Consider the following 24,702-nt stretch of genomic DNA (forward strand, 5'->3'; position numbering starts at 1 on the left):
AGCTAATAGCCATCAGCTAACAGCTTAAAAAATCAACCAAATGGCCATCCTTTCTCAGACCGAAGCCCAGGCAATTCTTACCAAAGTACTCGGCTTCAGCAAAGCCGACGAGTGCGAAGCGACCCTTAGTGGGCAGTCGGGCGGCAACGTACGCTCGGCCCGCAACGCCATCAGCACCAGCGGCGGCATCGACAACGTGAGCCTGGCGGTGGAAGCCCGCTTCGGCAAACGCTCGGGCGTAGCCACCTGCAACCAGTTCGACGATGCCACGCTGCGCACCTGCGTAACACGGGCCGAAGAAATTGCCCGCCTCGCGCCCGAAAGCCCCGAGTCCATGCCCCTGCTTGGAGCCCAGAAATATCTGCCGGCTACCAACAGCTTCGCCAAAGCCACCGCCGCTATTACGCCCGACTATCGCGCCGAGCAGGTGGGTAACAGCATGGCCGTCAGCGCTGAGCGCAAGCTCAGCTCGGCCGCTTTCCTCAACGATTCGGCCGGCTTTATTGCCAAGCGCAACAGCAAGGGCCTGGAGGCCTACCAGCAGCAGTCGGGCCTGGAGTTTAGCGTAACTGTGCGCACGCCCGACGGCACCGGCTCGGGCTACGCCACGGCCGATTACAACGACGCGGCCAAGTTCGACGCCAAAACCCTTACCCGCATTGCCGCCGATAAAGCGGCCGGCTCGCGCAATGCCAAGGCCTTGGAGCCCGGCAAGTACACCGTGATTCTGGAGCCCGCCGCGCTGGTAGCCAACACCGATGCTTCGCTGCTGCAGGCCCTGATGAGCGCCCTCGATGCCCGTAACGCCGACGAAGGCCGCTCGTTCCTCAGCAAGAAGGGCGGCGGTAACCGCAAGGGCGAAAAGCTATTCGATGAGCGCGTTACCATCTACTCCGACCCCACCAACGCCGAGGTTCCCGACCTGCTTTTTTCGGGCGACGGCCGGCCGCAGCAGAAAACCACCTGGATTGAGAAAGGGGTGGTGAAGAACCTGTACACTTCGCGCTATTGGGCCCAGAAAGCCGGTATTCCTGATATTCCGCGCCCCGGCGGCTGGATTATGGAAGGCGGCACTCAGAGCGTGCAGGACCTGATCAAGAGCACGGCCAAGGGCATTTTGGTCACGCGCCTGTGGTATATCCGCCCCGTCGACCCACAGACGCTGCTGTATACCGGCCTGACCCGCGACGGTACGTTCTACATCGAAAACGGCCAGATCAAGTTTCCGGTGAAAAACTTCCGCTTCAACGAGAGCCCGATTATCATGCTCAATAACCTTGAAGCCATTGGCAAACCCGTGCGCGTGGGTGGCAACCTCGTGCCCCCGCTCAAAATCCGCGACTTCACCTTCACCAGCCTCTCCGACGCCGTCTAGCATCATAGATGGTACAGATGAAAAGGATAACGCAGATTCGTCCTGCTAGACGCGCCCTGTGCTGTCACCAGAACAATTCTGCGTTATCCTTTTCATCTGCAAAATCTGTGATTAAGAATCCTTTTTCATCTGCATCATCTGCACCATCTGTGATTTATGAAACGACGTGATTTTGTAGGCCTGACCGGCCTGGCTGCCAGTGCCTTATGGCTGCCCGCTATTCCGGGTTTTGCCGGCGACATGGTAGACCCGCTGCGCCTGCTGGAGCCGGGCCTGGATGTGGCCGCCAAAAAGCGCCTGGCCGATGTGGCCCTGAATACGGCCAAATCGGCCGGTGCCTCTTATGCCGATGTGCGCATCGGGCGCTACCTTAACCAAGGTGTGTTCACCCGCGAAAAGCAGGTGCAGAACATCGTCAGCTCCGAAAGTTTTGGGGCGGGCGTGCGCGTAATTGCCAACGGCACCTGGGGTTTTTCGGCCACCAACACGGTAACCGAGGCCGGCATTGCCAAGGCCACGCTGCTGGCCGTGCAGATTGCCAAGGCCAACAGCAAGGTGCAGAAGGAACAGGTGCAGCTGGCCCCGCAGAAGGGATTTGGTGAGGTGTCGTGGAAGGCCCCCATCAAGGTAAATGCATTCGAAGTACCCATCAAGGACAAGGTAGATCTGCTGCTGGCTACCAACGCCGCGGCCCTGAGCAACGGCGCCTCGTTCGTGAACTCGGTGCTGTTTCAGGTGAATGAGCAGAAGTACTTTGCCTCCACCGACGGCTCCTACATCGACCAGGACATCCACCGCATTTTCCCCACGTTTGGCGTAACGGTGGTCGACCGCGCCTCGGGCAAATTCCGCTCGCGCTCGGCCCTGAGCGCCCCCATGGGCCTGGGCTACGAGTACCTGCAGCCCAAAGCCGCCGATAAAATTGCCGGCCCCCAGGGTTCCGACGTAATCGGTTACCGCAACAGCTACGACATGCTGGAGGATGCCGCCCGCGCCGCCAAGCAGGCCAAGCAGAAGCTCACGGCCAAATCGGTGACGGCCGGCAAGTACGACCTCGTGCTCGACCCGCACCACCTGGGCCTGACTATTCACGAATCGGTGGGGCACCCACTGGAACTGGACCGTGTGCTGGGCTACGAGGCCAACTTTGCCGGCACCAGTTTCGCTACGATGGAATGGAAAGCCAAGGGCCAGCCCTATGGCTCGAAGCTGGTAAACATTGTGGCCGATAAACGGCAGCCCGGCTCGCTGGGCGCCGTGGGCTGGGATGATGAGGGCGTGCCAACCAAGGAGTGGATGCTCATCAACGAAGGCAAGCTGGTGGACTACCAGAAAATCCGCGACCAGGCCCACATTGTGGGGCAGAAGGAGTCGGATGGCTGCTGCTACTCGCAGTCGTGGCAGGATGTGCAGTTCCAGCGCATGCCTAACGTCAGCCTCAAGCCGAGCACCAGCAAAATGAGTGTCGATGAGATGGTGAGCAAGGTGGATAAGGGTATTTACATTGCCGGCAACGGCTCGTTCTCCATCGACCAGCAGCGTTACAACTCGCAGTTCGGCGGCCAGGTATTTTATGCCATCGAGAAGGGCAAAATCACGGAGATGCTCGAAGACGTGGCCTACCAGACCAACACGCTCGAGTTCTGGAACTCCTGCGCCGGTTCCTGCGACCAGTCGGATTACCGGCTCGCGGGCTTCTTCAACGATGGCAAGGGCCAGCCCAGCCAGAGCTCGGCCGTAAGCCACGGCTCGGCCACCACGCGCTTCAACAACGTGAACGTCATCAACGTCGCCCGGAAAATTTAATGTGAAGAATGTGCGAAATGTGAAAATGTGGGTCAACCGCGCCCTTCTGCATTCCGCACATTGCCCCACATTTTCACATTTTTCACATTAGAGAAATCATGGCTATCCTTTCCAAAGACGAAGCCCAGGCCATTCTGAAAAAGGTGCTGGGTTTCAGTAAAGCCGATGAGTGCCAGGCCAGCCTGAGCGGGCGCACCACCGGCAACGTGCGCTACGCCCGCAACTCGGTGAGCACCGCCGGCGCCACCGACAACGTGAGCCTGGCCGTGGAAGCGCGTTTCGGCAAACGCTCGGGCGTGGCCACCTGCAACGAGTTCGACGATGCCACGCTGAAGCGCTGCGTGCAGCGGGCCGAAGAAATTGCCCGCCTCGCGCCCGAAGACGCCGAGTATATGCCCCTGCTCGGACCTCAGCAGTACCTCACGCCCAAGGCCTACGCCGCCAGCACCGCCGCCATCAGCCCCGATTTCCGGGCCCAGGCGGCCGGCGACAGTATTGCGCTGTGTACGGCCAAGGGCCTGACGGCCGCCGGGTACCTCGAAGATGGCGCCTACTTCCAGGCCCTGCGCAACAACAAAGGCCTCGAAGCCTATCAGCAGAGCACCAACGTCGATTTCAGCATTACGGTGCGCACGCCCGACGGCACCGGCTCGGGCTACGCCACAGCCGATTACACCGACGCCAGTAAGTTCAACGCCAAAAACCTGACCCAGCTGGCCGCCGACAAGGCCGCCGGCTCGCGCAACGCCCGGGCGCTGGAGCCCGGCAAGTACACCGTGATTCTGGAGCCCGCCGCGCTGGCTTCGGATGAGGGCCTGCTTAACAACCTCATGTACAGCCTGGGGGCCCGTGAAGCCGACGAAGGCCGCTCGTTCCTCAGCAAAAAAGGCGGCGGCAACAAGGTGGGCGAAAAGCTATTTGATGAGCGCATCACCATCTACTCCGACCCGCTGAATGCCGAGGTACCCAGCGGCGTGTTCGACGGTGAAGGGCTGCCGGTAAAGCGCATGACCTGGATTGATAAGGGGAAGGTTTCCAACCTCTACTACTCGCGCTACTGGGGCCAGAAAAGCGGCAAGCCCGCCACGGCTTTCCCCGGCAACTGGATTATGGAAGGCGGCACTCAGAGCGTGCAGGACCTGATCAAGAGCACGGCCAAGGGCATTCTGGTCACGCGCCTGTGGTACATCCGCGACGTGGATCCGCAGACGCTGCTGTATACCGGCCTGACCCGCGACGGTACGTTCTACATCGAAAACGGCCAGATAAAGTTTCCGGTGAAAAACTTCCGCTTCAACGAGTCGCCGGTTATCATGCTCAACAACGTGGAGGCCATCGGCCGCCCGGTGCGTATCGGCGGCAACCTGGTGCCCCCACTGAAGATTCGGGATTTCACCTTCACCAGCCTCTCTGACGCGGTGTAGGGCAAAACCGCACCGCTCACGCATGTGAGTAAGGGCCCATCCGGCAATTGGCCGGGTGGGCCTTTTGCTGCCGCCGGCCCCGAAAAGGCTGCTGGCAGTGCAACCCCGGGGGGCCGCGCTGCTTCCTTTACCAACAGTCGCCTCATGGCGCTCTTACCCCATCTTATGCCTGCTGCTGCCTTTACCTTCGTGCGCCTCAAGTATCAGTCTGGCGACTGGGATGCGGTGGATGAACGGATGCCGGCCAACCTGCTGCACTCACTGGTGCAGTACACCAAAGTGCCGGTAGCTCCCAAGGAAAAAGTAGTAGCGCTGGATTCGCAGGAGTTGTTCCGCTACCCGTTCTGCTACCTCTCGGGCCACCGGCTGGTGCAGTTTACGGCCGCCGAAAAAAAGATTTTCGAGCAGTACGTGCGTGGCGGCGGCTTCGTGTTTGTTGATGACTGCAACCACGACATCGACGGGCTGTTTGCGCGTTCGTTCGAGGAGCAGATGCGCGTCTGTTTCGGGGCCGGGGCGCTGAAGAAGCTGCCGAAGTCGCACCCGGTTTACTCGCAGTTCTTCCCCTTTCCCGACGGCCCGCCCAACACCGGCTTCGAACTCAACGGCTGGGGCGACGACCTGGTGCACGACTACCTCAAAGGCATCGAAATAGATGGCCGCCTGCGGGTGCTATACTCCAACAAAGACTACGGCTGCGAGTGGGACTACGACTTCCGCAACAAGCGCTTCCTAGCCGAAGACAACACCAAATTCGGCGTCAACATCATCCTCTACGCCCTCACGGCCTGACGGCAGCCGCTCTCTGCTACCGCTTCCCCTATCACCCCAGACTCTAAGCTTCCCCAGCCTCCAAAATGACCGAACAAGACGTACACCGCCTGCTGGCGAAAATTCCGCTGCTTAAGGCCGAAATCGGGAAAGTAATTGTGGGGCAGCAGCAGGTGCTGGAAGAAGTGCTGGTAGCCCTGCTAGCTGGTGGCCACGCGCTGCTCGAAGGCGTGCCGGGCCTGGCCAAAACCCTGCTCGTGCGCACGCTGGCCCAGGCTACCGATTTGCCCTTCCGCCGCATCCAGTTCACGCCCGACCTGATGCCGACTGATATTCTGGGCACCGAGATTCTGGAAGAAGACCATGGCACCGGCCACCGCTCGTTCAAGTTCAACCCTGGTCCCATTTTCGCCAGCTTAGTGCTGGCCGACGAAATCAACCGGACGCCGCCCAAAACCCAGGCCGCGCTGCTGGAGGCCATGCAGGAAGGCCACGTCACCTACGCCGGCCAGGAGCACGCCCTGCCCAAGCCGTTCTTTCTGCTGGCCACCCAAAACCCGATTGAGCAAAGCGGCACCTACCCTCTACCCGAGGCCCAGCTCGACCGGTTTCTGCTCTACGTGCGCATCGGCTACCCCACCGAGCAGGAGGAGCTGGCCGTGCTGACGGGCACCACCGGCACCGCCCGCCCCGAAGTACAGCCCATCCTCAGCGGCGACGACGTGCGCCAGCTGCAGCTCCTGACCCGCCAGGTGAGCATCAGTGAGGAGCTGGTGCAGCTAGTGAACCGGCTGGTGCGCGCCACTCGCCCGGCTACTTCACAGGTCAAGTTCATTCAGGATTACGGCCGCTGGGGCGCCGGCCCCCGCGCTGGCCAAGCCCTGATATTGTGCGCCAAAGCCCGCGCCCTACTGCAGGGCCGCTTCGCCGCTACTTCGGAGGATATCAAGGCCTTGGCCCCGGCTGTGCTGCGCCACCGCATCTTGCTCAACTTCAACGCCGAAGCCGAGGGTCTGACGACGGAAGATGCCGTAATGGCGCTGCTGGGAGCTGTTTCGTGAGAATTTAGAGCATTAAGTTGGGGAAAGGCTGTCATCCTGCGCGGAGCGAAGGACCTTATAACAATAGAGTGCTTCTTCCCAGCAACTCGTACAAACATGAGAAGGTCCTTCGCTCCGCGCAGGATGACAGCCTTTCCCCGGATTTACTGCTCGCCAAAAACTGCCTGCTATGCTCACGCCTGAACATCTGCACGCCCTGCACAACCTACCGCTGGCAGCCCGCCAAGCGGCCGAAGGGCTGCTGCATGGTGCCCACCTGAGCCGGCGCAAGGGCGCGGGCATGGAGTTCAGCCAGTACCGCCCCTACCAGCCCGGCGACGATTTGCGCCGCCTCGACTGGCGCCTGGCCGCCCGCTCCGACCGTTACTATCTGCGCGAATCGGAGGTGGATACCAGCCTGATGGTGCACCTCGTGCTCGATGCCACGGCCAGCATGAACCACCGCGACGACAACGGCTTGAGCAAGCTCGAATATGGCCGCCTGCTGTGCGCCGCATTGGCCTACGTGGCCACCCAGCAGGGCGACGCGGTGGCCCTGACCGTGCTGCACCCCGGCGGCCTGCGCCACCTGCCCGCCCGCGCCGATGCCCGCCAACTGCCTCGCCTCTACCACGCCCTAGCCACCGCCAACGCCACCGGCCAGTTTCCTGATACGGCCACGCTCGCGCCCCTCACCGCCCGCCGTCAGCCCGCCCTTACCATTTGCGTAACCGATTGGTACGAGGAAAACGGCGAGGTCGAACAGTTGCTGACGCGGCTGCGGGCGGCCTCGGGCGAAGTGCTGGTGCTGCACCTGATGGCCCGCAACGAGCTGGAATTCACGTTTCGCGGGGCCGTAACGTTCGAGGACCTCGAAACCGGCCAGCAGCTGCAGCTCGATGCCGGCCAGCAGCGCCAGGTGTGGCAGCAGCAGCTGCAGCCCTGGCTGCAGGCCACCGCCCGCCGCGCCCGCACCCTCGGCTTCGACTACCAGCTGCTGAGCACCGCCGAACCCCTCACCGACGCGCTCCGCGAGTTTTTGCGCCGTCGCGCCCGGGGAACGTAGCGGCGCAATAACCTGCCGCAACTACCGCTACCGTTTAGCGTCTGTATTTTCGCGTTTTCCACTTACTGACAATTTTTGAAGCGGTAGCCTGAAGCGTGTAGCTTGCGGCTTGCCACTTGTAGCGCCCATCCTTTTGCCGCCGATTTTCTTCCCTAACGCTGCCGCTGGTTGGCTGGCCCTGCTGGGGCTGGCGGTGCCGCTGGCTATTTACCTCTGGAACCGCCGGCCGGGCCGGGTGGTGCGGGTGGGCAGCGTGCGGTGGCTCGAAGCAGCCGCCAACCAGCGCCTGCGCAACATAAAACCCGAGCAGCTGCTGCTTTTTTTGCTGCGGGCCACCATGCTCGGGCTGCTGGCGCTGGCCGTGGCCGAGCCGCTGCAACTGCTGCCGGTACCGCCCGCCCGCGGGCAGGTGCTGCTGGCTCCCGGCGTAAACACCGAAGCCCTGGCCCCGGTACGCCCCTTGCTCGACTCGCTGCGGCAGCGCGGCTACCAGCTGCGGCAGCTCTCCGACAGCCGCTCCGTGAGTGCAGTGCGGCCCTGGGCGGTGCTGGGCCTCGGCGACACCACGGCTCAAACTCCGGGCCGCCTTGCTACCGACTCCGTTTTGGTGGCCGCGCCCAACCTCTGGAACACTGTGCAGCTGGCCGCCGATTCGCTGCCCGGCCGGCCGTTGGTGGTGGTTGCGCCGCTGAGTGTGGCTTCGTTCCAGGGTACCCGCCCGGCGCTGCCCGCCTCTGTGCGCTGGCTGCCGCTGCCCCCCTCCGACTCCAGCCGCTGGCCCGTAGCCGCCTGGCAGCCGCATCCCGACAGCCTGGTGGTGCTGATGGCTAACGGCTCCGAGTCGGCGGTGGCGTACCAGCAGGTGCGCGTACGGCGGCCGGCAGCCGGCCAGCTTATTGGGGGCAATTGGAACGGGGCTGAAATCAGGCTGGCAAGCCCCAAAGAGCTACTGGTAACCGAAAACGGCCGCCACCGCACGATGCCACTGCTGCACCGGGCGGCGCGCTGGCACCTGAGCCACGACGCCGCCCACGCTGCCTCGGCCTGGGTGCTGACGGCCGCCCTGCGGGCCGTGGCCCCTACCCTACCGCTTCGGCCCCGGCTCGTAGTTTCCACCTCCGAAACGGTGCCCACCGACTCGCTCGACTGGCTTTTCTGGCTGCGCGACGCCCCGCTGCCCGCCCGCTGGGCCACCGACGCCTCGGTGCGCGTCTGGCAGGAGGCTGATTCAGATACCAAGTCCTTCGCTACCGAATTCCAACCCGCAACCAGCGCTGCTCCCAGCACTATTGCACGTCTTGATACTACCTCCAGCCCGGGAGCCGTGCCCGTATGGACTACCGCCGCCGGCCGGCCGCTGCTGAGCTGGCAGCCCCCCGGCCGCTACCGCCTGCACTCCCGCCTCGATGCCGCCTGGAGTTCCCTGGCCGACAGCCCGGAACTGCCCGCGCTGCTGCTGCCGCTGCTGCAGCCCACTGCTCCGCCCGCCTTCCAGCCCGATTCGCGCCAACTGCCCCTGAGCCAAGTGCGCGGGCCGGTAGCGGCGGTGGTCGATGGCACAGAGCCAACGGCTCCACGCCGCGAGCTGGCTCCCTGGCTGGTGCTGGCCGCAGGCCTGCTGTTTGTGCTGGAACGGCTGCTGGCCGCCCGGCGCAACCGTGCTGCACCAGTTGGCACACGTTCCTCCGAGTCATCATCCACCCAACGCCAGCCCGCATGAGTTCCGCCGTTGCCTCCGTTGCTACCCAAGCACCTGCCTGCGCCGGGCTGGTGCGGGCTGCCGGCCACAGCCGGGCCCGCCGCCGCACGCTGGCCTTGTTGCTACCCGCCCTGGCCGCCGCCGTACTGCTACTGACAGTAGCTGCGGCCTGGCCCCGCATGGGCTATGCTGTGGCTGGCGTATCGTTGGCACTGCTTGGGCTGGCCGGCTGGGCGCTCTGGCTCATCTGGCACGAGCCGGCCGCGGCTACGGCCCGCCGCCTCAACCAGCAGCACCCCAGTCTGGAAGACAGTGCCGCGCTGCTGCTGCACCCTACTACCGACCTAAACCTGCTGGAGCAACTGCAGCAGCAGCGGCTTCGGGAGCGGCTGCCAAACTTGGCCGCTGCCGGCCCGCTGCTGTCCGTAGATTTCCGGCCGGCGCTGGGCGGCGCGGGGGCACTGCTGCTGCTGGCGGCGCTGGTGTGGTGGCAGCGGCCCGGCGCGGCAGTGGCTACGGCCGCAAGTGGCGCGCCCGTGGCGCTGCGGTTTCAGGAGGTACCGGCCCAACCCGCCGCGGCTCCGCGCATCATAGAAACCCGGCTGCGGGTGCAGCCTCCGGCCTACACGCGCCAGGCGGGGTTTACGCCCGAATCCGGCTCGTTTCGGTGCCCGGCTGGCAGCCGCGTGCGTTGGCAGGTGCGCCTGAGCCGCCCCTCGAAAACGCCGCCGGTGCTGGAGCTGGGCAGCCGCAAGCTGCCGCTGCAGCCAGTACCGGGTGATTCGCTGGCTTTCAGTCGGGAAGAAACGCTGACGGCTTCGGCGCTGTACCGGCTGCGGCTGGGCGGGCAGGTTTCCGATGATTATTCAGTTGAAGTAGTGGCCGATCAGGCCCCAATTATTCGTCTCATTCGGCCCAAAGCCTATACGCTGGTGGAATTTGGCCAACCGCCACGGGTGGCCATCGAGGCCCAGCTGAAGGACGATTATGGCCTGAGCCGCGCCCGCTTGGTAGCCACCGTGGCCCAGGGCCAGGGCGAGGCCGTGAAATTTACGGAAGTGGTAACCGAGCTGAGCGCCGGCCTGGGCAGCCAGCCCGGCACCGCCACACTGCGCCCGGTGCTCAACCTGCGGGCGCTGGGCCTGACCTACGGTGACGAGGTGTATTTCTACCTGCAGGCCTGGGACAACCGCCAGCAGCTCACCCGCTCCGACACCTATCTGGTGCAGTGGGAAGATACGACGGTGCAGACCAGTACACTTGATGCCTCATTGGGCGTGAATACGGCTCCGGCCTATTTCCGCAGCCAGCGCCAGATTATCATCGATACCGAAAAGCTGCTGGCCGAGCAAAGCAAGTTGCCCGCCGCCACGGTGCAGGAGCGCGCCAACAGCATAGGCGTAGACCAAAAGCTGCTGCGCATGCGCTACGGCAAGTTTCTGGGCGAAGAAACCGACGAAAGCATCGGCGGGGCCACCCGCCCCGATGCGCAGGACAAGGCGACCAAGCCCGCCGACCCGCCCGGCATGGGCTCGGTGGTAGCCGAAGACCACACTACCCCCGAACCAGCTGCTGCCGAGAAAGAGGAGGAGCACCACGAAAACGACGGCCACGACCACAGTGCCGGCCTGCCGGCGCGGGCTGGACAGTCGGCCGCCGAGGCCCGCACCGCCGAGCTGATGGAGCCCTACATGCACCGCCACGACGACTCAGAAACGGCCGATTTTCTGGAGCCTGCTGTGAAGGCCAAGTTGCAGGCCGTGCTGGCCCAGATGTGGGAGGCGGAGCTGCGGCTGCGCACCGGAAGGCTCCGCGAAGCCCTGCCCTTCGAGTACCGCGCCCTGCGCCTGTTGAAGCAGGTACAGCAGCAAACCCGGGCCTACGTGAAAAAGGCCGGTTTTACGCCCCCGCCCATGCCCGAAGCCACCACCCGCCTCACCGGCGACCTAGACGGTGCCGCCGCGCCGCGCCGCCAGCGTCAGCTCGATGCGCCGCCCCGGCAGCCCACTTTGCGGGCCGCCCTCACCACCGTGCAACAGCTGCGCGCCCCGGGCCGCTCTCCGGCCGGGGCCGCCACCGCGCTGGAACAGGCGGGCCCCGAGCTTGCACGGGCTGCCCTGCAAACGCCCGGCCGCTACTTGGCCGCCTTGCGCCATTTGCGCGAAGCAACAGCAGCCCTCCGCGCCGGCCAGCCGGTTAACAAGGCCAGCTTATTGCCGCTGGAACGCGCCTTTACCGATTTGCTGCCAGTACCTGCCCCGACCCCAACGGCCCGCCCCGCTCCCAACAGCGGACTTACCCGCCGCTATTTCGATTTGTTGAACTGACGTAGCACGAACCGCAGAACGGCAAAGCCAGGCTCCCGCTTCATACAATAGCAGTTCAACGTCCTCCTAAGCACTACTTGCTAAGCTCTACGCACTAAAAAATGCTTTACCTGCTCCCCCTGTTGCTGGCTGTGTTGCTTACCGTACTGGCTTGGCGCCGGGCCGATACGCGACGGCGGGGGCTGCGCGTGGCGGCTGGGCTGCTGGCCGCGGCCGGACTGGCCCTAGCCGCCCTGCCGCCCACCCGCAGCCGGCCGGCCACTGCCCCGGGAGCCACCACGGCCGTACTGCTCACGCCCGGCTACTCGCCCGACACGTTGGCCGCGCTGCTGGCCCGCTTTGGCCCGGGCACGCCGCTGTGGCGCTTCGCCCCCGAGCAAATAAACCCCGCCCCCGATACGCCCACCTTTCGCAACACCAGCGCCATCCGGGCTAAGCTGCCAGGCCTGCGCCGCCTACACGTGCTGGGGCAAGGCCTGCCCGCCGCCGATGTACCCGCCCTGGCCGGCCTCGCGCTGACAGCCCACGCCGACGCGCCGCTGGCCGGCTTCCGGCAGGCAGTTTGGGAGGCGCGGCCCACCCTGGGCGAAACCTGGACGGTGAGCGGCTCGTTTGCGGCCTCCCAAGCCGGGCCGGTGTGGCTACGGCTGCACGCGGCCGGCACCGTGCGCGACTCGGTAAAACTGCCGAAAGGGTCAGGCAGCTTCCGGTTGCGTTTTACGCCACGGATGGCGGGTCGGGCAGTGTATGCGCTGGAAGCCCGCAGCAACAACCAGCCCCTGTCGCGCGAGCCGGTTCCGGTAGAGGTACTCGCCGCCGAGCCACTGCGGGTGCTACTGCTGTCCGCCACGCCGTCGTTTGAGCTGCGGTTTCTGAAAAACTATCTGGCTGGCCGCCAGTACGCGGTGGCGCTGCGCAATGGCCTGAGCCGGGGCCTCACCCAAACCGAGTTTCTGAATCTACCCAACCCACCGGCCCTGGGCAACCTCACGCCCGCCCTGCTCGGTCGTTTTGATGTAGTTGTGACCGATGCGGCCACCCTAGCCAGCCTCAGCGGAGCCGAAACCACGGCGTTGCGCGTGGCCATTGCCAATGGCACGGCCGGCCTGCTGCTGCTGGCCGATGCGGCCACGCTGCCCCGCCAGCTGCCCGGTGGCGCGGTGTTCGGGCTGCAGGCCCGGCCGGCCGCTGCGGCCGCCATGGCCCAACAGCTGCGCTGGTCCCAAGCTCCGGCCAGTGCCACGGCGCTGGTACCGGCCACATTGCGGTCTGCCGAAGGCCTGCGGCCCCTCGTCAGCCTCAGCGCGGGCGGGGCGGCAGTAGCAGCGGGTCGACGGCTGGGGCTGGGCACAGTGGCCGTGAGTACGCTAACCGAAACATTTCCGTGGCAGCTGAGCGGGCAGGCAGCCGTGTATGAGGCGTACTGGAGCCACCTGCTGGGGGCCACTCGCCCGCCCCGGCCCGCCGCGCTTAGCATTGCGCCGCTCAGCCACTGGCCCCGGCCCAACGCGCCACTAACATTGCGCACCACCGGCGCGGCTACCGGCCCGCTGGTCGTTACCGGCCCCAATGGCACGACCGTATCTGTTGCCCGCCGCCCCGATGCCCAGGTACCCGAGTGGAGCACTGCCCCCTACTGGCCCGCTGCAACCGGCTGGCATAAGGCCCAGATTGGCGCAGCGCAGCAGTGGTTTTACGTGTACGCTCCTGGCCAATGGCAGGGCCCCGAGCAGCCGGAGTGGCAGCTGGCTGCTGCACAGATGGCAACAACAGTTGCCGCCGCGGCAATGGAGGCGAGCATAAGCGCGGGCGGTGCGGCTGGGCGCGAAACCTGGCCCCGCTGGTGGGGGTATGTGCTGGTGGTAGCAGGCGCGGGCCTGCTCTGGCTGGAAGAGAAGCTATAGCGCAAGCCACAGTACTTGGCTGGCAATCAGCCAACTAGAGTAAATCCATACCGATTCCTGCCAGTAGGCCGTATCTTACGGCCTACTTCATCCAAAAAACAGCCCGGGCCCCGCACTTGCGGAACCCGGGCTGTTATTGGCAAACCGGCAAAGCCGGCCGGCACTTACTACTTCACTTCCTCGGTGGTCGTGGTAGTGGTGGTAGCCTCGGTGGTGGCCTCCGTGGTAGCAGGAGCAGCTTCTGGAGCTACTTCGGTCGTCGTTGCCGTCGAATCCATAGTCGTCGTGGTGGCGTCCATGGTGGTCGTTTCGGTAGCGGTGGTCGTTTCAACAGCCTTCTGCTCGCACGAAGTGAGGGCGGCGGCGAAAACGGCTACCAGGGCCGAAGCTTTCAGGAAATTTTTCATGTTGGGGGTTGGTTGGAAATAGTATGATCCGAAAAACGCGGTTCATCCGTAAATCGGCCAATGGTAACCCACTACCGAAAAATAATTTTTCAGTGGGTTACCCAACCTCTGCCCACGTATTAAGAAACAAAGCGAATGGGTAAGGGACAACCTTCCTACACCGACGAGGAGTTTGTGGCGGCCATCCGCCGCGACGACGACCGGGCGCTGGCCCAGCTCTATCGGCTACACTTTCCGATGATTTCGCACTACGTGCTGCAAAACAGCGGCACCGACGACGAAGCCAAGGATGTGTACCAGGAGGGCGTAATGGTATTTTATGAGAAGGTCCGCGACGGCTCCCTGGAGCTCAGCTGCCAGATCAAAACCTACCTCTACGCCGTGTGCCGCCGCCTGTGGCTCAAGCGACTCGCCGAGAAAACCCGTTTCGGCGGCCGCCTCGACGACCACGAGCCGTTCCTGGAAACCGGCGCCGAAGCCGACTTGGAGCGGGCCGAGGAAAAGGAACGGCAACTGGGCACTATGGCGCAGTCGCTCGACCTGATCGGGGAGCCCTGCCGCTCGCTGCTCGAAGGCTTTTACCTGCTCGACAAGTCGATGCAGCAATTAACGGACGAGTTTGGCTACACCAACGCCGACAATGCCAAAAATCAGAAATACAAATGTCTGGTACGCCTGAAAAAGCTCTTTTTCAATCAGTACCAGGAATCTAATTAGTGCTTATTTGGTAGAACGTCATTCAGAGCGCAGCGAAGAATCTCGCCTACTGACGTTGCGGCAGGATTTTAACGAGTTCACGCGAGATTCTTCGCTGCGCTCTGAATGACGTTCTACCAAATAACCATTAACCACGAGGCTCTTAGCTGTACATAATGAAAACCGAAGCCGACTATTACGCCTTATTTGAAGCCTACCGCGCTGGCGGACTGGCAGATGCGGACCGAACGACCCTGGAGCACCGCTTGGCCGCCGACCCCGCGCTGGCCCAGCGCCTGCAGGAATTTGAGGAGCTGACCGGTACGCTAACCGCCTACGGACGGCGCCAGGCGCTACGCCAGCGTCTGGCGGCTATCCATGCCGATATGGTGGCCGAGCAAGCGCCTCGCCTCGATCTGGCCAAAGTGGCCGAGCAGGACGAGCGGGGCGAGCAGTTTGCCTCCGGGCAGGCTCCGCGGCCCATGCTGCGTATTTCGCGCACCGAGCAGAAGCTGCGCGCCTTCTGGCAGGGCCACCGCGCCACCATGATGGTGGCCGCCGCCGTGGCTGTGCTGGCCGTGTTCACTACACTGCTGGGCTTGGAAATGTACCGCACCTCGCAGCAAAGCACCTCCTCGCGCAACGGCTACACCATGTTGCGCCGCGAAGTGGAGCGTATCAAGCGCGACCAGCGTAGCATGAACCGCGCTATTACCCAGATAGATGCGGCCGCGCCCGCCGAGCGCCTTAACCCCGGCAAGTTCAGCGGCACAGGCTTTGCCCTGACGGCCGACGGCTACCTTGTAACCAGCTACCACGTTATTCAGGGGGCCGACTCGCTGCTGATTGAAAACCGCGCCCGTCAGCGCTTCCGGGCCGAGCCGGTGTTTACAGATGTGGCCCACGACCTGGCCATTCTGCAGATTACCGACAAAGACTTTACCGGATTCGGCCGCCTGCCCTACGCTTTCAAGCGGGGCCAGTCGGAGCTGGGCGAGAAGGTGTATACCCTTGGTTACCCCCGCGAAGACCTGGTTTTCAACGATGGCTCGCTGAGCGCCCGTTCGGGCTTTGAGGGCGACACGGGCTTTTACCAGGTGAGCATTCCGGTGAACCCAGGCAACTCGGGCGGCCCACTGCTTGATGACCGTGGCAACCTGATTGGCGTAGTAAGCGGCCGGCAAATGGACGTGCAGAGCGCTGCCTTCGCCACCAAATCGTCGTACCTGATGCGCTTGGTAGACTCGCTGAGTGCCGCTGGTGCGGGCAAGCCCTATAACCTGCCGCGCTATAACCAACTCGGTGGCACCACTCGCCCCCAGCAAATCCGCAAGCTCCAGGACTATGTGTTCGTGGTGAAAGTATACGAATAAGCGACGGGCAACCAGCAAACCATATTAGCCCTACTGCTTCAGCGGTAGGGCTTTTTTGTGCATTTGATTGAATTCGAACCCAGGTTAACTTATTGTCATTCAAAACTTTACATCATGCCATTTAGTCTAATCAGTTGCGCCACAGCAAAACAGCCTTATGCGTTGTAGCTGGAGCTGCTAAGAAATATAGAGGCTGGTTATGCTTTGTCTGTCAAGTATTTAACCGACTTACTAACGACACCTTACCCCGCTATTCCCGTCTCACCAGTCTGCCCGTCCTTTAAACTGCCGCATATTCCTCGGCCGCCAACAATTACCGCACGATCTGAGCGCCCCGGCAGACGGAGCCTGTTACTGCAGGGCATAGGCAAGCATGTGCAGCAACTAGCCTCCCGGCCGTGGAGCGGAGCCGTAGTCCTGACAAGCCCGTCCGTGGCAGTTTCTTTGCAAAACCAGGTATCAAAATTGGCTGATGTGCGTACAGCTTCGAAGGCAGCCCGCTTGGGCAGTCCTGGACTTTTTTTACCGCTGATTCTGCCTTTTTACTATGAGCAACCAACTCTCCACCGAAGTAGAAAAAATTCTACCCGAAGACATCATCAACGCGCTGCAAAGCGGCTACCGGGTGTTCCGCGGCGAGCAGGAGCATTTCGATGATATGGTAAAGCATGGCAGCTCGCTGCTACGCAAAATCTCGCAGCGTTTCACGCCTGTTCAGATTATTGTGGGCATTGCGGTGCTGGCCAGCGTGGCCGTGGTGGCCGTATCGAAAACGGCTGAGGCCCTTGAAGATAACGATACTCAATAACCAGCCCCGCTTATATCAGAACCAGAGCCTCTTCCCGATGGGAGGAGGCTTTTTTTATACAGCCCGTTTAATAATATACTTTTATCAATAATATTTTATCCATATACTTGCACAAGTAATATAAATACTTGCTTAGAATCCAGACAAAGCAAGTGCCTGCCTGGGTTGATTTAGCTGCCGATAACTCAGTATTCCTGCTGATAGACTTCCTGCCTTATGAAAACCGTTGTGTCGTTGTTCCTGCTGGCCGGAGTTATTGCGCTGGCAACTCCCGCCCACGCGCAGCAGTCAGCTGCCCGCCCTACGGCTAACGGTAGCCTCAAGCCCGCAAACGAACAACCAGCCAGCACTGCCCGGGCTGCCACTGCCAGCGTAGCCGAACGCAAGCTTACCTGGCAGCAGCGGCGCGCTATACGCAGAAAGAAGCTCACGCCTTATGCCGAGGCCATGCTGCACAACGAGCTGCTGCGCGAGGAACCAACCAAAAAAACCGAAACCAGCCTGTTTTAGCGCCGCAGTTTAGCGGCTTCGTGCCAGGTAAGCCTCGCGGGCTTCGCGCAGCAGGCGCAACAGGGTGGCCCGCTGGCGCAGCAGTGTTTCCATGGTTGGGCGTTGGCTGCCGAACAAGCGCAACGTTCGTAGCCGTTGGCGCCGCTCCTGCAGGGTGCCGGCGTAACCAAGCGCATAAAAGCCCGATATCGGCAGGCTCAGAAAATACAGGAGCGTCCAGCGCCAGTCCTGCGTGAAGTGATGCACCAGCGCCGTCTGGCCCAGGTAGAAAACGGTGAACGTAATCATGCCCACCGTCAGCATAATAGGGGCCACGAATTCGGCTTCGCTGGTAGCCCGGCGCGCCACCCACGACGGGATGATGTAGGGCAGATAGTTGTTCAACAGCCCGTAAACGTACACCGGCAGGCCCAGCAGCAGGCGCCCCGATGCCAGCAGGGCCCGGCGGGCACGGGTGCTGGCCGCGCCGCGGGCCGCTAGCGCATCGTCGGTGAGGCCCAGTTGGGTTAGCTGCTGCAGGTAGGCGTGCAGGCGCTGGCGCAGTTCGGCCAGGCGTTCCGGCTCGTGCTGCCCAAAGTAGCGGCTGGCCTTCAGCAGCGTGCGGCTGAGCTGAAAGTTGTCGTAGAGCGTTTCTTCGTCGTCCTGAATCAGGTGCTGACCAAAGGTGCGCTCCACTTGGGTTATCAGCTCGTCCTCCTCATCGGAAACCGTGATAACGAGCCGCCGCTCCAGCCGGGTGCGGATTTCGGCGGTGAGGGCCTCGGCTGCCGCTTCGGGGTCCTGGCGGTACTGCGCGGCGTAATCGGCCACCAAAATGGGTTCGGCCGGGTTGATGAACACATCGGAGCGGAAGCGCTGGGGGTCGAAGTAGTTGATGCCAAAGGGCAGAATACGGAGGCCCAGCTGAAAATCATGGCGGGCTTCGGCCCCGAGGGCAATGCGGGCGGCGCCGGTTTTGAGAGGCCGCAGCCGCCGCTCCGACACACTGGTGCCTTCGGGAAAAATCATGATGGTGCCGCCACGGTCGAAGTAATCGTAGCAGCGCCCAAAGGCTTTTTCGTTCTGGGCTTCGAGCTGCGCCGGCGTAAGCGTTTCGGCTCCGGTTTCGAGGTCTTGGCGGCGGTAGATGGGAATGGAGTTGCCCGACTCCATGATGGCGCGCAGAATCGGGTTTTGAAAAAACGTGCTCTTGGCCAGAAACGCAATGGGCTGACGGCGGTTGACGGCGGCCACCAGTGGGTCCATGAGGGTGTTGGGGTGGTTGCTGGCAATGAGCAGCGGCCCCGGCCCCTGCAGCCGCCCGCGGTTGCGCACTTCGAGGCGACGGAAAAAAACGCGCAACGCCACCTGCACCAGGGGCTTCATGACATTGTAGAAAAGCATGGCTACAAGAAAGGTAGATTTTTGACGGAAACCGGCAGGTGGTTCCGGGCGCTAGATGCTAACTGCCGCGCCGCCGGCCAAACCACAATTCGCCAGATTCAGACTTTTTGCCGGACGCCGGTGCAGGTTTGCGACGGGTCGCGCATCTTTACGCCTTATGAACCGCCCGCTGCTGCTTTTTCTGCTGCTTTTGTTGCTGAGTGCCGGCGGTCTGCTGCGCCCGGTGGCTACCTACGGCCAGACGGTAGTTCCCGATACGCTCGAAGCCGAGCCGGCCCCTGCCCCCGCTCCTACCCAGGCCGCCACGCTGCGGCAGGCCCGGCAACTGGTGCTGGAGCGCCGCTACAACAGCGCCTGGCAGCTGCTGTCCCGCCTCGACCCACGCAACACCGACCCGGCCGTGGTTATCGAAAAGGCCGATCTGGCCCTGCGCTATTACACCAACACCGACCAGCTCCGGCGCTTTGCCTTCCGCGACCTGAAGCTGCTCGACCTGGCCCCCGACAGCCTGCGCCAACTGGGCCTCGACAGCCTGCGCTACCGCTTTGCGGTGCGGCAGGTGCTGGAGCGGCTGCAGCGCCGCTACCCCGCCAACTACCGCCTCTCGCGGGCCTTGGGCGACTATTATTATACCGTACAGCAGTGCGACTGCGCCGAAGCAGGTATTGGCGAAGACGAGGTGTTTCTGCGCACCATCACCGAGTATCAACAGGCCCATGCCCACGGCCAGGGCGACTACCTTTCGTACTTTGCACTAGGCTATGCCTACCAGCGCCTGGGGCGTTTCCAGGCCAGCCTAGCACCGTTTGAACGCTCGTTGAAGCTGCGCCCGCGCAACCCTACGGTGCATCTGAACATGGCCTTTGTACTGCTGGAGCTGCGCGAGCTGGAGCAGGCCCGCAAGCAGGCCCAACTGGCGCAGCAATTCTTCCCCGATGCCCACCGCAAAGAGGACGCTGGCTTTCTGCTGAAGGAAATAGAAGAACGTATCCGGCAGACGGCCCCCGAAGCCCCCGCTGCGCCGGCTCCTGCCCTTGCCCCCGACACCATCCGGGCTGCCCCGCCCACCGAGGTCCTGAAGCCTACCGCCGCTGATGCGGCTGCAGGCGAGCCCGCGCCGGACAAGCCGGAGGCCGAGCCCCAGAATACGGAGCCTCAAGAAGCCGAACCCAAGTCAGCCCACCCCCAACAGACGGAGCCAGCGCAAAGCAGCAACCCCTCGTTGAAGGGCAACGGCCCGAAAAAACCGACTTCCGGAAAGCCCGCTACACCGGCTGCTCCAGCTCAAAAGGCCGATACCGGCAAGGGTACCGCCCCGAAGCAGCCAACCAAGCAGCCGAAGCCCGGCCAGCCAGCAAAAGAGGCCGTGAAGCAGTAACCGGGCCTGCGGCGAGCTGCTGGCAGAACCTGCCGGACCTACCCCGCATGAATGCACAGGCGGAAAGAATTGGTTATGGTCATGCTGAGCGTAGCCGAAGCATCTCTACCGCAGTAGTATATGATTACTATTACGGTAGAGATGCTTCGGCTACGCTCAGCATGACGTTTTTTTCTATTGGCTATCCTGGCGCTACTTTACTTGTTCATCACGCTGTTCTGGCGGTTGATGGATTCGAGGTGCACGGCGTCGAAATACTGGCGGATAAAGTCGGCAGTGAGGCCCAACTGGTCGCCTTTGCGCAGGGCGCGCTCCAGGATTTCGTTCCAGCGCCGCGCCTGCAGAATCGTGATGTTGTTTTCTTTTTTGTAGTGGCCAATGCTTTCCGACACCTGCATGCGGCGGCCCAGCAGGTGCAGAATCTCGTCGTCGAGCTGGTCGATTTGAGTGCGTAGCCGGGCCAGCTTGTCCAGGAATTCCGGCTCGGTGGAGGTGTGCTGGCGCCAGGTAAGCGAGTCGAGTAGCTCGGCCAGCCGCTGGGGTGTCACCTGCTGCTTGGCGTCGCTCCAGGCGTTGTCGGGGTCGATGTGCGATTCGAGCATCAGGCCGTCGAAGTCGAGGTCGATGGACTGCTGGGCCACGGCGGCCAGGCCGGTGCGGTTGCCACAGATGTGGCTGGGGTCGCAGATGAGGGGCAAACTGGGCAGGCGTCGCCGTATTTCGATGGGCAGATGCCACATGGGCGCGTTGCGGTACTCGGTGTTGCCGTAGCTGGCAAAGCCCCGATGAATCAGGCCGATATCGGCTATGCCGGCCTGGGCCAGCCGCTCTACTGCGCCCAGCCACAGCTCCAGGTCGGGGTGCACCGGGTTCTTTACGAATACCGGCACCTTCACGCCCCGCAGCGCATCGGCCAGCGCCTGCACCGAAAACGGGTTGACTGTGGTGCGGGCCCCAATCCAGAGCACGTCTACGTCGTAGGCCAGCGCATCTTCTACATGCTGAGGCGTAGCTACTTCTACGGTGGTGGGCAAGCCCGTGAGCTGGCGCGCCTGCCGCAGCCAGGGCAGGCCCGTTTTGCCGATGCCCTCGAACATGCCCGGCTTGGTGCGCGGCTTCCAGATACCGGCCCGCAACATATCCACCCGGCCGGTAGCGGCCAGCTGAGTGCAGGTTTCGAGCAGCTGCTGCTCGGTTTCGGCCGAGCAGGGCCCGGAAATAATGAGCGGTTTTTTGCCGGGAAACTGCGTGGTAACGGCGGCCTGGGCGGCGGTAGAAGCGTGGGGCATTGCGGGGCAGGTACGGAAACGGTAGCGGCGGGCAAGATAGCGCATGGCCGCACGCCCTGTACTACCATCGGGCGGGGCCTGCGGTTTTGTCATCTGCGCGGGCAAGGCTGAATGCACGGGGGAGCTTTCAGCTGAGAAATTCAGCTTTCACCCCGTTGCATATTGTATTTCAGATATTTGCCTGAGGGTTTCTGGCATTGGCTGGTGCGCGAAACTGGAGGCCTGCCGAAACTGGCACGGTTTTGCCAAATGGCCCTGTATGCCGGCCGCCCTTTGTTCTGCGCCGGCCCGTCTTCTTCCTTCCGAAACCAACTCAACTATGCGTACCAACCAACTCCTTGCCCGCCTCGGCGCCGCCGCCCTGCTCGTTTCCGGTTTTGCTACCGCTTCTCAGGCGCAGGTGCGCCGCGCCCCGGCCCCTTCCTATAGCTCCTCCTCGGCCACCGATGGCGTGAAGTTCGGCGTGCGGGCCGGCCTGAACGTGGCCGACCTCTCGGGCGACGCGGTGAATTCGTTTACCGACCTGACCGACCTGGCCAACGGCGCCGTTAATAAAGAAATGAAGCCGGGTTTCTATGCCGGCCTGTACGCCACGCTGCCGCTGGGGCCGCGTTTCGCTATTGAGCCCGGCCTGGGCTACTCCGAGAAGGGCACCAGACTGAGGGGCACTATCCCATTCGAGCAGTTTAAATTCATCAACGCCAAACTCGACGGCACGGCCCGCCTGGCCTACCTCGATATTCCGGTGCTGGCCAAGGCCTACCTCACCGACGGGCTGTATGTGTATGCCGGCCCGCAGGCCTCGGTGCTGCTCTCGGGTAAGGCCCGCGTGAAGGCCAGCGCCTTCGGCTTCTCGGCTTACCAGAACGATTTTGACGTGAAAGACCAGCTGCGCAGCGTAGATTTCGCCGTGGTGGGCGGCCTGGGCTATCAGTTCCAGAACGGCTTCGGCCTGAGCGCCGGCTACGATTACGGCCTGTCTTCGCTCGACAAAAACAACAACTTCGACGCTCAGAACCGCGTCATCAAAGCTTCGCTGAACTACTCGTTCTAGCGCGGCAGAAAGGCAGTAACGCGAACTACAACGTTCGCGTTACTGCCTTTTTGAATAATAAACCGAAGGCGGCCCGGCGGCGTGGGTGACACAGGAGCTGCAACTCGCTGCGCCCGCCGCCTGTGAGTGAGGTGGACCGCCTTCGGAAATGGGGTCGGAGTCGCCGGAGCCAATTATTAGGAGCTTGCAGGCGGCAACTCGGCTAGCTGCTGTAAGCAGGAGTACCGGTGTGCTGCATTACGTTGCACGCTAACGGCCCGAACCCACTATTTATTTCAATGACTCCCGCAAGCCGGGAAGCCGGGAAGTCGGGAAGCCGTTTGGGCTGACTGCCGTGCCACCGGTTTTCAGCGGGCACCCACTACCGGGGCCGGCTGCAGGCCTTCGGCCAGGCGCACGAGGCGCACCAGCTCGGCGCGGTAGCCTTCGGGGTCGAAGCGGCGGGCGCCGTCGGCGAGGCGGGCGGTAGCGGCGTAGGTGGCGCTGCCGCGGTGCTCGCTCTGGCGCAGCAGCAGGCCAAACTGGGCCACGGCGGCGGCAAAGCGCAGGTTCTCGCTGGCCTCGGCCAGGGGCCGGGCCACGCCCGTGAGCGGCAGCGCCAACAGGCGGCTTGTGGTGCCGCGCGGCTCCTTGTAGCGCAGCTTCACCGTTAGCAGCTCGGCCGAGGCCAGCGCCGGAGCTGTGGCCGGGGCGGGCTGGTATTTGAGCGCATCGACGGTGGCCGGCGCGCCTACGGGCACGATTTCGTAGAGGGCCGTAACGGTGTGGCCCGAGCCCAGCTCGCCGGCGTCTTTGCGGTCGTTGTTGAAGTCTTCGGCGGCCAGCAGGCGGTTTTCGTAGCCTACGAGGCGGTACTCGCGCACCCGGGCCGGGTTGAACTCGACCTGCAGCTTCACATCCTGGGCCAGCGTGAACAGGGTGCCACCGAACTGGCTGACGAGCACCCGACGGGCTTCATCGAGGTTGTCGAGGTAAGCGTAGTTGCCGTTGCCCTTGTCGGCCAACAGCTCCATCTTTTTATCCTGATAATTGCCGCGGCCCACGCCCAGCACCGTCAGGAACACGCCCGACTCGCGCTGCTGCACGATAAGGCGCTCCATAGCCTGGTCGCTTTGCTCGCCCACGTTGAAGTCGCCATCGGAGCAGATGATGACGCGGTTGTTGCCCTGCTGGTTGAAGTTCTGGCGGGCCACATCGTAGGCCAGGCGCAGGCCCGCGCCGCCGGCCGTGCTGCCGCCCGCGCTCAGGTTGTTGATGGCTCGCAGAATGGTGGCTTTTTCGGAGCCGGCGGTGGGCGGCAGCACCGTGCCGGCGGCCCCGGCGTACACCACCAGCGCCACTTTATCCTGGGGGCGCAGCTGCTGGACCAGCAGTTTCAGGCCCTGCTGCACCAGCCCGAGCCGGTCGGGGCCCTGCATGGAGCCCGACACATCGACCAGAAACACGAGGTTGGCAGGCGGGAGCTTGTCGGTAGCAACTTTGCGGGCCTGCAGGGCCACCTGCACCAGTTGGTGCTGCGGGTTCCAGGGGCACTGGGCTTGCTCGGTGATGATGCGGAACGGCTCGGCGGCCGTGGCGGCGGGCTGGGGGTAGTCGTACTGGAAGTAGTTGAGCATTTCCTCGACTCGCACCGCCTCGGGCGGCGGCAGCTGGCCCTGCTGCAGAAAGCGGCGCACGTTGCTGTAGCTGGCCGCATCCACATCAATGCTGAAAGTACTCAGGGGCTCTTTTTGGGCCGAGCGGAACCCGTTCTCGGCCACGCTGGCGTAGGTGTCGCCTGCGCCGGGCTCGGGCTGCGGGAAGTAGGGCGCGGCGGATACCGCGCCGTAGGACTGGTCGGCGGTATGGCGGCTTCGTTTGACCTTGGCCGCGCCCCGGATGCTGACACCTGCTACCCGGCCCTGAAGCCCGTAGCCCGTTACCACCACTTCATTGAGAGCTTTCGAATCAGCACTCAATCCCACATCCACCACCCGCTGGGCAGCCAGCTCTACTTCTTTCGACACGAAGCCAATCGAGCTAAACACCAGCACTTTGCCCGATTGCGGCACTTCAATCCGGTAGCTGCCATCGGCCTGGGTGCTGACGCCGATGGAAGTGCCTTTGACGAGCACTGTGACGCCGGGCAGGCCCTGGCCGGTGGAGCGGTCGGTTACGCGGCCGGTAACGGTGTAGGTGGCCAAAGCCACGGCGGCGGCCGGGGTCGGGCTAGTTTGGGCGGCAGCAGGGCAAGCGGCTAGCAGCCCGGCCGCCAGCGCGAGATAAAGGAAACGGTGCATCAGCAGAAAGAATAGAAGGTGGAACCATAGCGAACCGGCCGGGTTCTGGGTAGCTGATGCACAGCCGGCATGGATTCCACACGGAGTTAAAAAAAAGCTGAAAGCTGAACGTC

Annotated in this window: 19 protein-coding genes; 15 read left to right on the plus strand and 4 right to left on the minus strand. The window is 63.2% G+C overall.

The window, feature by feature from the left end; genetic code table 11:
• The first annotated feature begins 40 nt into the window (after positions 1–40).
• From J7E24_RS01470 to J7E24_RS01510, 9 genes are all read left to right on the plus strand, one after another.
• Positions 41–1,375, plus strand: coding sequence for a TldD/PmbA family protein (locus tag J7E24_RS01470; protein WP_215134392.1), 1,335 nt, complete (start codon positions 41–43; stop codon positions 1,373–1,375).
• Positions 1,376–1,531: 156 nt separating this feature from the next.
• Complete coding sequence (locus tag J7E24_RS01475) at positions 1,532–3,181, plus strand: TldD/PmbA family protein (protein ID WP_215134394.1); 1,650 nt, start codon at positions 1,532–1,534, stop codon at positions 3,179–3,181.
• A 98-nt stretch (positions 3,182–3,279) separates the two neighbouring features.
• Entirely contained in the window at positions 3,280–4,605 is a 1,326-nt protein-coding gene (locus J7E24_RS01480; protein ID WP_215134396.1) for a TldD/PmbA family protein, read from the plus strand.
• Positions 4,606–4,770: 165 nt separating this feature from the next.
• Positions 4,771–5,397 carry a DUF4159 domain-containing protein gene (locus J7E24_RS01485; RefSeq protein WP_215134398.1) on the plus strand — a complete coding sequence of 209 codons (627 nt, stop codon included), beginning with the start codon at positions 4,771–4,773 and terminating at the stop codon, positions 5,395–5,397.
• A gap of 65 nt (positions 5,398–5,462) precedes the next feature.
• Positions 5,463–6,437, plus strand: a complete 975-nt coding sequence (locus J7E24_RS01490; RefSeq protein WP_215134400.1) for an AAA family ATPase — start codon at positions 5,463–5,465, stop codon at positions 6,435–6,437.
• Between the two features lie 169 nt (positions 6,438–6,606).
• Complete coding sequence (locus J7E24_RS01495; RefSeq protein WP_215134401.1) at positions 6,607–7,482, plus strand: DUF58 domain-containing protein; 876 nt, start codon at positions 6,607–6,609, stop codon at positions 7,480–7,482.
• Between the two features lie 133 nt (positions 7,483–7,615).
• A complete protein-coding gene (locus J7E24_RS01500) occupies positions 7,616–9,202 on the plus strand; it encodes a BatA domain-containing protein (RefSeq protein WP_215134403.1) in 1,587 nt (528 codons plus the stop codon).
• Positions 9,199–11,508 carry a DUF4175 domain-containing protein gene (locus J7E24_RS01505; protein WP_215134405.1) on the plus strand — a complete coding sequence of 770 codons (2,310 nt, stop codon included), beginning with the start codon at positions 9,199–9,201 and terminating at the stop codon, positions 11,506–11,508. Before J7E24_RS01500 ends, J7E24_RS01505 begins: the two co-directional genes overlap by 4 nt.
• Positions 11,509–11,609: 101 nt before the next feature.
• Entirely contained in the window at positions 11,610–13,412 is a 1,803-nt protein-coding gene (locus J7E24_RS01510; RefSeq protein WP_215134406.1) for a hypothetical protein, read from the plus strand.
• A 167-nt stretch (positions 13,413–13,579) separates the two neighbouring features.
• On the opposite strand, the gene J7E24_RS01515 is transcribed toward J7E24_RS01510, so the two are convergent.
• Complete coding sequence (locus tag J7E24_RS01515) at positions 13,580–13,819, minus strand: hypothetical protein (RefSeq protein WP_215134408.1); 240 nt, start codon at positions 13,817–13,819, stop codon at positions 13,580–13,582.
• A 135-nt stretch (positions 13,820–13,954) separates the two neighbouring features.
• Between J7E24_RS01515 and J7E24_RS01520 the strand changes: the two genes are divergently transcribed.
• The 4 genes from J7E24_RS01520 to J7E24_RS01535 all read left to right on the plus strand — a co-directional run bounded on the left by J7E24_RS01520 (position 13,955) and on the right by J7E24_RS01535 (position 17,206).
• Positions 13,955–14,536: an RNA polymerase sigma factor gene (locus J7E24_RS01520; RefSeq protein ID WP_176907851.1), complete on the plus strand. Its 582-nt coding sequence runs from the start codon at positions 13,955–13,957 to the stop codon at positions 14,534–14,536.
• Between the two features lie 155 nt (positions 14,537–14,691).
• Complete coding sequence (locus J7E24_RS01525; protein WP_215134410.1) at positions 14,692–15,888, plus strand: serine protease; 1,197 nt, start codon at positions 14,692–14,694, stop codon at positions 15,886–15,888.
• A gap of 547 nt (positions 15,889–16,435) precedes the next feature.
• The gene (locus J7E24_RS01530) at positions 16,436–16,696 is read left to right on the plus strand and encodes a hypothetical protein (protein ID WP_215134412.1); all 261 of its coding nucleotides are present in this window, start codon (positions 16,436–16,438) and stop codon (positions 16,694–16,696) included.
• A 216-nt stretch (positions 16,697–16,912) separates the two neighbouring features.
• Positions 16,913–17,206 carry a hypothetical protein gene (locus J7E24_RS01535; RefSeq protein WP_215134414.1) on the plus strand — a complete coding sequence of 98 codons (294 nt, stop codon included), beginning with the start codon at positions 16,913–16,915 and terminating at the stop codon, positions 17,204–17,206.
• A gap of 9 nt (positions 17,207–17,215) precedes the next feature.
• On the opposite strand, the gene J7E24_RS01540 is transcribed toward J7E24_RS01535, so the two are convergent.
• Positions 17,216–18,589, minus strand: a complete 1,374-nt coding sequence (locus J7E24_RS01540) for a lysophospholipid acyltransferase family protein (protein WP_215134416.1) — start codon at positions 18,587–18,589, stop codon at positions 17,216–17,218.
• A 157-nt stretch (positions 18,590–18,746) separates the two neighbouring features.
• Here J7E24_RS01540 and J7E24_RS01545 point away from each other — a divergent pair, with 157 nt between their 5' ends.
• On the plus strand, positions 18,747–19,967 hold the full coding sequence (locus J7E24_RS01545; RefSeq protein ID WP_215134418.1) for a tetratricopeptide repeat protein: 1,221 nt from the start codon (positions 18,747–18,749) through the stop codon (positions 19,965–19,967).
• A 197-nt stretch (positions 19,968–20,164) separates the two neighbouring features.
• On the opposite strand, the gene J7E24_RS01550 is transcribed toward J7E24_RS01545, so the two are convergent.
• Positions 20,165–21,256 carry a chorismate mutase gene (locus J7E24_RS01550; RefSeq protein ID WP_215134420.1) on the minus strand — a complete coding sequence of 364 codons (1,092 nt, stop codon included), beginning with the start codon at positions 21,254–21,256 and terminating at the stop codon, positions 20,165–20,167.
• A gap of 319 nt (positions 21,257–21,575) precedes the next feature.
• Between J7E24_RS01550 and J7E24_RS01555 the strand changes: the two genes are divergently transcribed.
• Entirely contained in the window at positions 21,576–22,310 is a 735-nt protein-coding gene (locus J7E24_RS01555) for a porin family protein (RefSeq protein WP_215134422.1), read from the plus strand.
• A gap of 347 nt (positions 22,311–22,657) precedes the next feature.
• On the opposite strand, the gene J7E24_RS01560 is transcribed toward J7E24_RS01555, so the two are convergent.
• Positions 22,658–24,589, minus strand: coding sequence for a vWA domain-containing protein (locus J7E24_RS01560; RefSeq protein WP_215134424.1), 1,932 nt, complete (start codon positions 24,587–24,589; stop codon positions 22,658–22,660).
• Positions 24,590–24,702: the final 113 nt, after the last annotated feature.

It is taken from the genome of Hymenobacter sp. ISL-91 (genome assembly GCF_018613725.1).
Lineage (GTDB): Bacteria > Bacteroidota > Bacteroidia > Cytophagales > Hymenobacteraceae > Hymenobacter.